This is a genomic window from Streptomyces sp. LS1784 (genome assembly GCF_020103755.1).
Classification (GTDB): domain Bacteria; phylum Actinomycetota; class Actinomycetes; order Streptomycetales; family Streptomycetaceae; genus Kitasatospora.
The window spans coordinates 1-6,903 of record NZ_JAHSQD010000441.1; the positions used below are offsets into that span (position 1 = coordinate 1).

Consider the following 6,903-nt stretch of genomic DNA (forward strand, 5'->3'; position numbering starts at 1 on the left):
GAGCTGGTGCCGGCCGAAGTGCCGCGCACCGAGCCCGCACCGCGCACCCGGATCGTCCGGCAGCACCCGGCCCGCTTCCACCTGCCCGCCCAGCGCCAGGCCCTGGCCGCGGCGCGGGCCGGCGCCGAGGTGCGGACCACCGGCGAGAGCTACGGTCCGCTGCTGGTCATCGACCGGGAGAGCGCGTTCCTGGCGGAGCGGGGGCGGCCCGACGGGCTGGTGCTGGTGACGCAACCGTCCGTGGTGGGCCACCTGGCCGACTCCTTCGAGACGCTCTGGCACCGGGGAGCGGCCTTCCGCAGCGGGCCGGCCGCCGCCCGCGCCGTCTCCGACGAGCTCCGCACCGTGATCCTGCGGCTGCTCGCCGACGGGCTGAAGGACGAGACCATAGCCCGCCGGCTCGGGCTGTCGCTGCGCAACTGCCGTCGGCACATCGCCGGCCTGTACAGCACGCTGGGCGCCGACAGCCGCTTCCAAGCGGGCGTGCTGGCGGAGCGCCACGGCCTCACCGGGAACGCGACGGCGGCCGCCGGCGAGCCACGGCAGACCTCCCGGGACGTCGCACAGAACAACGACCTCGCCAGACTCCCGTTCGAACACTAACCAGTTTCGGACACTCCTGGCCCGCGTTCCGGACAGGCCGTCCGATCCTCGTGAACGGCGCTTTTCCCGCACCCCACCCTGGAGTCGCCGGGCGGCCGAGCGCAGGACGGCCTCGGAGCCGCCCAAGTCCGTTGCAGTGCACCGCACTTCACCGATCGCTCGCCGCCCCGACCAGGAGGTCGTCTTGAGCATCAACCGCCCCACCCGGAGGAACGTCCTGAAGGCCGCCGGCGGCCTCTCGGCAGCACTGTCGCTCGGCGGCGCGAGCGTCCTCGCGACCGCCTCGGCGGCCCACGCGGCCGGCGACGGCTTCGGGCTGCACATCGCGGACCACAACGAGGCCGACGCCCGGATGTGGTACTACCGCTTCGCGACCAACGAGATCGGCTGGCAGCCCGCCGTCAACGTGCTGCTCCCCGACGACTACCACACCAGCGGGCGCACCTACCCCGTCCTCTACCTGCTCCACGGCGGCCTCCAGGACTTCATCGAGTTCGACCGCCAGGGCGTCCGCGACTGGACCGCCGGCAAGCCGCTGATCGTCGTGATGCCCGACGGCGGGCAGGCCGGCTGGTACTCCAACCCGGTCAGCACCAACGTCGGCCCCCGGAACTGGGAGAGCTTCCACCTCAACCAGCTGGTCCCGTGGATCGACGCCAACTTCCGCACCTACGCCGAGTACGACGGCCGGGCCGTCGCCGGCTTCTCCATGGGCGGGTTCGGCGCCCTGAAGTACGCGGCCAAGTACTGGGGCCACTTCGCCTCGGTGAGCTCCCACTCCGGCCCGGCCAGCCTGCGCCGCGACAGCGGCGCGGTCGTACACTGGGCCAACGTCTCCGCCGCGGTCAAGGACCTGGCCGGCGGCACGATCTACGGCGCGCCGCTGTGGGACCAGGCCAGGGTCACCGCCGACAACCCGGTCGAACGCCTGGACAGCTACCGGAACAAGCGGATCTTCCTGGTCGCCGGCACCAACCCCGACCCGACCAACCCCTTCGACCAGTTCAACGAAACGGAAGTGCTCGCCGGCCAGCGGGAGTTCCGCGCCCTGCTCGACAACGCGGGCATCCCGTACGAGGCCCACGAGGAGCCGGGCGGCCACATCATCCGCGACTACATGTTCAGGCGTGACATCGACGGCATCATCGACCGGCTCCGCAAGGCGTAGCGCGGGCGCACGCCGCCGCGCTCGCCGGGGTGGTGGTGGCGGCCTCCGCCGCTCCGGCGGTCGGGGTGGTCCGGCTCTCCGACCGGACCGCCCCGCCACGGCCTGCTCGCGGCACGTCGAGCGGGCCGGCGCCCCGCCCGGATGGTTGCGTCCCCGGTGCTTCCCGGGCCCGCCCCGACTGCTTCCCGACTACTTCCCGACCAGGACCCGGCCGATGAGCCCGCTCAGCGCACGGGGTGCCGGGCGCCGGGCCGTCCACAGGGCCCGGGTGCCGCGCCCGGGGAAGGCCCACGCGCGTCCGCGCGCCAGGGCGCGGTCCATCGGTTCCAGCACCTTCTCCGGACTCAACCCCAGTCGTGGACCGAGCAGTTCAGGGGTTTCGCGACGGATGCGCGACAGCATCGGGGTCTCCACGGCGGGCGGGCAGACGCACAGCACCCGGATGCCCTCGGCACGGTGTTCGGCCGCGACGATCTCGGCCAGGACGTGGACCGCGGCCCGGAGGCCGAGCCTCCCGCGCGCCGACCGGCTCCTACCCAGCCGACGGCGCCCCAACTCTCGCCGAGCGGGCGGACATTGACGTCAGCCGTTGCCGAAGAAACCGAGCGCGCCCGCCGCGCAGACCCCGCCGGCCCCCATGAAGACGGGCGTCAGCACCTTGATCTCCACCCAGCTGCCGGCCCGGAACCGCATGCCCTTCGGCGGCCCGACCGGATACCAGCGCCGGCGCCCGACGGGGATCGGCCACAGCACCGGGCAGCCCGAGACGGTCAGCGCGTCGCCCAGGCAGTGCACCAGCGCGCCGAGCGCGATCGGCAGCCCGATCCAGAGGTACTCCTGCCCGGGCTCCTCGAACAGCCACTGTGAACCGTTGCCGGGCTTGTCGAGGACCTCCGCGAGCATCCACGCGCTGGTCGCCCCCAGCAGCCACACCAGGACGTCGCTGGAGACCCGGGCATGCCGCCACAGCAGGCCCTCGATGGCCAGCACCATGTGCACGAACAGCACCATCAGCACGCCCCAGCGGCCGCCGTACACGGCCACCGCCGCGGCGCCCGCCCCGCACAGCACCGCCCAGGGCCAGGTGTGCGTCAGCGTCCGGTGGCCGCCCGAGCGCCGCGGGTCACCCTTGCCCCGGGTGGCCTTGTACACGGCGTACGAGAGGTTGTCGATCACTTCACAGAGCGCCCGGGACACCGGCCCGAACGCCCTGGATATCGTCGCCGCCTTGTGGTCCAGGTCCGGCGCCAGGGCTGCCCCCGCACAGATCAGCGCCCCCGCGAGCAGGACCGGCCAGGGCATCGGCTCCCCCATCCCGGCCGCCACCGCACCCACCCCCAGCCACGCGGTCGCACCCGACAGCGAATGCGCCGGTCCCATCATGTCCGTACACCACCGATCCTCATCAGCTCCGTCCTCACCGTGAGGACCTGACATCCCGGCAGCCTATCCGTCCAAGATCACCGGCCGGGCGCCTCGCCCGGCCCGGCACCCCCCGCCCCCGGCCACAGCCGGCCGAATACCGACCGCGGCGTCTCCGTCTCCCGCGCGAAGGGCCCGTCGGTGAAAGGGACTTCGCCCGCGGCGCCGCAGCATCGGATCCGCCCTCACGGCAGACGGCTGCCGACCTGCGGCGCCGCCGACGCTCGCTCCGGCGCGTCCGGCGCCCCGTTGTCAGGCGAGGCTCTTCTCCAGCGCGGCGAGGTAACTGCGCATCAGGTGGTCGCGGACACCCTCGCCGTCCGGGGAGAAGGCGGCGGTGCTCAGGCCCCCGGCCCGGTCGGTCAGCGCGGAGACCAGCCCGACCCTCTCCTGGACGCGGCCCGCGGAGTCGATGTGGCGCAGCGCTTCGACATGGGTGAAGGCGGGCTCCGGGGGCAGCTCGGGGACGATGTCGTTGCCGTGGACGAACCGGAAGGTGCGCCCCTTCAGGCCCTTGTCGTAGGCGGCGGCCAGCAGCCGGTCGCAGGTCCGGGGCTGGCCGAAGGTGTAGACGCCGTCGACCGCCAGGCGCGGGTCCTCCAGGTCGAGCCGGGCGGCGACGAGCATGGCGAGGGCGCCGCCGAGGCTGTGGCCGGTGAACCAGACGGTCTGGCCGTTGGTCCGCAGGCCGGAGACGGCCTCGGCGACATCGGGGAAGACGGATTCGAGGGCCTCGGCGAAGCCGTAGTGGACGTAGCCCGTCCGGGCGGGGCCCGGCCAGGGCGGGGTGGAGGCGTCGGTGAGCCAGTCGCGGATCTGTGCGGGTTCGGTGCCGCGGAACGCGGTGACGATCATGTTGTCGCCGGCCATGGTGTAGGCCTGGGTGTCCTGGAGCGGGAACGGCGGGGTGAACCGGGTCTGGTGGTGGCGCACGGCGTCGAAGCCCCAGCCGCGGGCCTGCTCCTCGATGGTGGCCTCGTCCTTGTAGGCGAGGTCGGCGGCCTTGGCCAGCCAGTAGGCGTGCGGGAGGCTGTATCCGGTGACGTGCTGGTCGAAGGTGGTCGGTACGGCCATGGGGGGCGCTCCTGTCGGGTCGACGGTCGACGGCTGGTCTGTCCCGGAGCCCGGTCGGCGCCCACCGAAGGGGGCGTGCCGTGACGCCCCGGTGACCAAGGGTGACGCTACCGCCCGGGCGGTTCGTGGGCGACCGGGCCACCGCCGCCCGTCCGACCTCGCCGCGCGACCCCGCTCACCACCGTCCTCCACGGACTCGTCGCCGCCCCTCGCACCGCCCGGCCCCGGCCCTGACGCCCGCCCCGCCGCCGGTGGCCTCCGGCGCCCGCGGGCGTCGGCCGGTCGCCGTCCACGACCTCAGGGCGTACGCGTCCCGTCGAGGTAGGCGAGGACCGCGAGGACGCGGCGGTTGTCGTCGTCGGACGCACCGAGGCCGAGCTTCGCGAAGATGTTGGAGGTGTGCTTGCTGACCGCGCCCTCGCTGAAGTGCAGCCGTTGCGCGATGGCGGCGTTGGAGCGGCCTTCGGCCATCATCGCGAGGACGTCGCGCTCCCGCGGGGTGAGGAGGGCGAGGGGCTGGTCGTCGGCGTTGCGGGCGAGGAGGCGGGAGATGACCTGGGGGTCCATGACGGTACCGCCGGCGGCGACGGTGCGGACGGCGTCGACGAACTGGTCGGCTTTGGAGACGCGGTCCTTGAGGAGGTAGCCGACGCCGCCGGTGCCGTCCGCGATCAGCTCCCGCGCGTAGAGCTGCTCGACGTGCTGGGAGAGGACCAGGACGGGCAGGCCGGGCCGCTCACGACGGGCGGCGAGCGCCACCTGGAGGCCCTCGTCGGTGTACGTGGGGGGCAGGCGGACGTCGACCACCGCGATGTCGGGGCGGTGCTCGGCCAGTGCGGCTGCCAGTTCGGGTCCGCTCTCCACCGCGGCGACGATCTCGTGCCCGTGGGCACTGAGCAGCAGGGAGAGGCCGTCCCTCAGCAGGACGAGGTCCTCGGCGAGGACAACACGCACGGTAGCTCCATGATCAGCCTGGTCGGACCCCCCGGGGGGCTGGTCAGCGTGAGCGTACCGTCGAACGCGGCGAGTCTGCGCCGGATGCCCCGCAGGCCGCTGCCCCGTCCGGGGTCGGCGCCGCCGCGGCCGTCGTCGGTGACCTCGACGCGGAGCAGTCCTGCCGCGTGGGCGAGGTGCACGGTGGCGTGCCGGGCGTCGCCGTGCTTGACGGCGTTGGTGAGTGCCTCGCTGACGGCGAAGTAGACCGCCGACTCCACCGGTGCCTCGGCCCGGCCGGGCAGTTCGGCCCGCACCTCGACCTTCAGCGGGACGTCCAGCGCCAGCGCCCGTACGCCGTCGGCGAGGCCCCGTTCGGCGAGCACCGGAGGGTGGATGCCGCGCACCAGGTCGCGCAGTTCCTGGAGTGCCTGGGTGACGTTCTCCTGGGCGTCCGTCACCACCCGCTTCGCCTGTTCCGGATCGCGGTCGATCAGCGCCGCGACCGCGCCCAGGCGCAGGCTCACCGCGACCAGCCGGGCCTGGGCGCCGTCGTGCAGGTCCCGTTCGATCCGGCGCAGTTCGGCGGCCTGGGCCTCGGTGGCGTCCAGCCGGATCTCGGTGAGCTGCTCGACCCGCCGGGCGAGCCGGGAGCGTTCGGTGGGGCCCAGCAGGGTACCGGTCCACCGGCCGTGCAGGCGCAGCGCGGGCCGGGCGAGGGCGAGTCCGGCGACGATCAGCACCGGCCCGAGGAGGAGGAACAGGAGGGCGGGCACGCCTCCGGAGGGCAGGCCGAGCGGCAGGTCGTACGGCAGCGGGGCCTGGACGATCCCGTACACGCCTGCGCCGACCAGCAACACGGGTGCGGCCGCGATGCCGCCGCCGACCAGGGGGTCGGCGATCAGCCAGAGGGCGTCGCGCCACGTCGCCGGGTCGTTCCAGAGCCAGCGGACGGTGCGGCTCATGCCCGCGAACCAGCGGTTCTTGTGGTAGTCGTGACCGGTCCAGAACCAGCCGTGGAGGGTGCGTTCCAGGGCCGGGAGCGGCTGGTACGGCGGCGGTACGGGCACCTCCGACCAGTGGCCGGCCGCCCACCGGGCGGCGCCGGCGGCGGAGCGGACCATCCGGGTGGCGGCCGGGAAGAGCGGGAACATCCCGAGGCAGCCCCAGAGCAGGAAGGACAGCAGGTAGACCGTCATCAGCACCACCCCGACCGGTATCAGCAGGGTCAGGACGGCGAGCCGCCCGAGTGCCCGTGCGGCGGCGCGCAGCTCTCGGGCCGCACCGCCCGGTTCCCGGGCGGCTGGGGTCTGCGGGCTGCTCACGGGACCTCCGGTCGGGATCGGTGCGGGCCGTCCATGATCGCAGTCGTCCGCTCAGGCGTGCGTCCCGACGTCGGCCCCTGCGTGCGTCCCTGCTGACCACGGGTCAGCCGGTACGTCCCCACGAGGCAGCCCGCGCCCAGCAGCACGAACCCGACCGCCACCGGCACCTGCCACGCCGACGGCAGGTACAGGGCCAGGAGCCAGCTCCGGTTGGCCGGCGCGAAGAGCGACATCCCCAACGCCACCGTGCCCTGCGGGGCCACGGCCAGCACGCCGGCCGTGGTCAGCAGCCCGACCGTCACGGCGCGCCCGCGCGGCAGCCGGTCCGACGGTTCCTCGTCGCCCGGGGCGTCCGGGGCCGCCGCCCGCCGTGCGCCC

At 74.0% G+C, this 6,903-nt stretch carries 7 protein-coding genes and 1 pseudogene; 2 read left to right on the forward strand and 6 right to left on the reverse strand.

All coding sequences use genetic code 11. The features are described 5' to 3' along the window. Both KS423_RS33940 and KS423_RS33945 read left to right on the forward strand, forming a co-directional pair. A partial coding sequence (locus tag KS423_RS33940) for a LuxR C-terminal-related transcriptional regulator (protein WP_224283596.1) occupies positions 1-603 on the forward strand: 603 nt, incomplete at its 5' end. Between the two features lie 184 nt (positions 604-787). Beyond that, entirely contained in the window at positions 788-1,771 is a 984-nt protein-coding gene (locus KS423_RS33945; RefSeq protein WP_263455518.1) for an alpha/beta hydrolase family protein, read from the forward strand. A 189-nt stretch (positions 1,772-1,960) separates the two neighbouring features. On the opposite strand, the gene KS423_RS33950 is transcribed toward KS423_RS33945, so the two are convergent. The 6 genes and pseudogenes from KS423_RS33950 to KS423_RS33975 form a co-directional block, all read right to left on the reverse strand. Further along, positions 1,961-2,173: a hypothetical protein gene (locus KS423_RS33950; protein WP_224283598.1), complete on the reverse strand. Its 213-nt coding sequence runs from the start codon at positions 2,171-2,173 to the stop codon at positions 1,961-1,963. Between the two features lie 180 nt (positions 2,174-2,353). Next, positions 2,354-3,154: a metal-dependent hydrolase gene (locus KS423_RS33955; RefSeq protein ID WP_224283599.1), complete on the reverse strand. Its 801-nt coding sequence runs from the start codon at positions 3,152-3,154 to the stop codon at positions 2,354-2,356. Positions 3,155-3,445: 291 nt separating this feature from the next. Next, positions 3,446-4,267: a lipase family protein gene (locus KS423_RS33960; protein WP_224283600.1), complete on the reverse strand. Its 822-nt coding sequence runs from the start codon at positions 4,265-4,267 to the stop codon at positions 3,446-3,448. 297 nt (positions 4,268-4,564) lie between these two features. After that, positions 4,565-5,221 (reverse strand): response regulator transcription factor, encoded by a 657-nt coding sequence (locus KS423_RS33965; RefSeq protein ID WP_224283601.1) that lies wholly within the window; start codon positions 5,219-5,221, stop codon positions 4,565-4,567. Continuing rightward, positions 5,185-6,525 (reverse strand): sensor histidine kinase, encoded by a 1,341-nt coding sequence (locus KS423_RS33970; RefSeq protein ID WP_224283602.1) that lies wholly within the window; start codon positions 6,523-6,525, stop codon positions 5,185-5,187. Before KS423_RS33970 ends, KS423_RS33965 begins: the two co-directional genes overlap by 37 nt. Beyond that, positions 6,522-6,903 (reverse strand): annotated as a pseudogene (locus tag KS423_RS33975) (hypothetical protein); the annotation flags it as partial. The gene KS423_RS33970 and the pseudogene KS423_RS33975, both read right to left, overlap by 4 nt.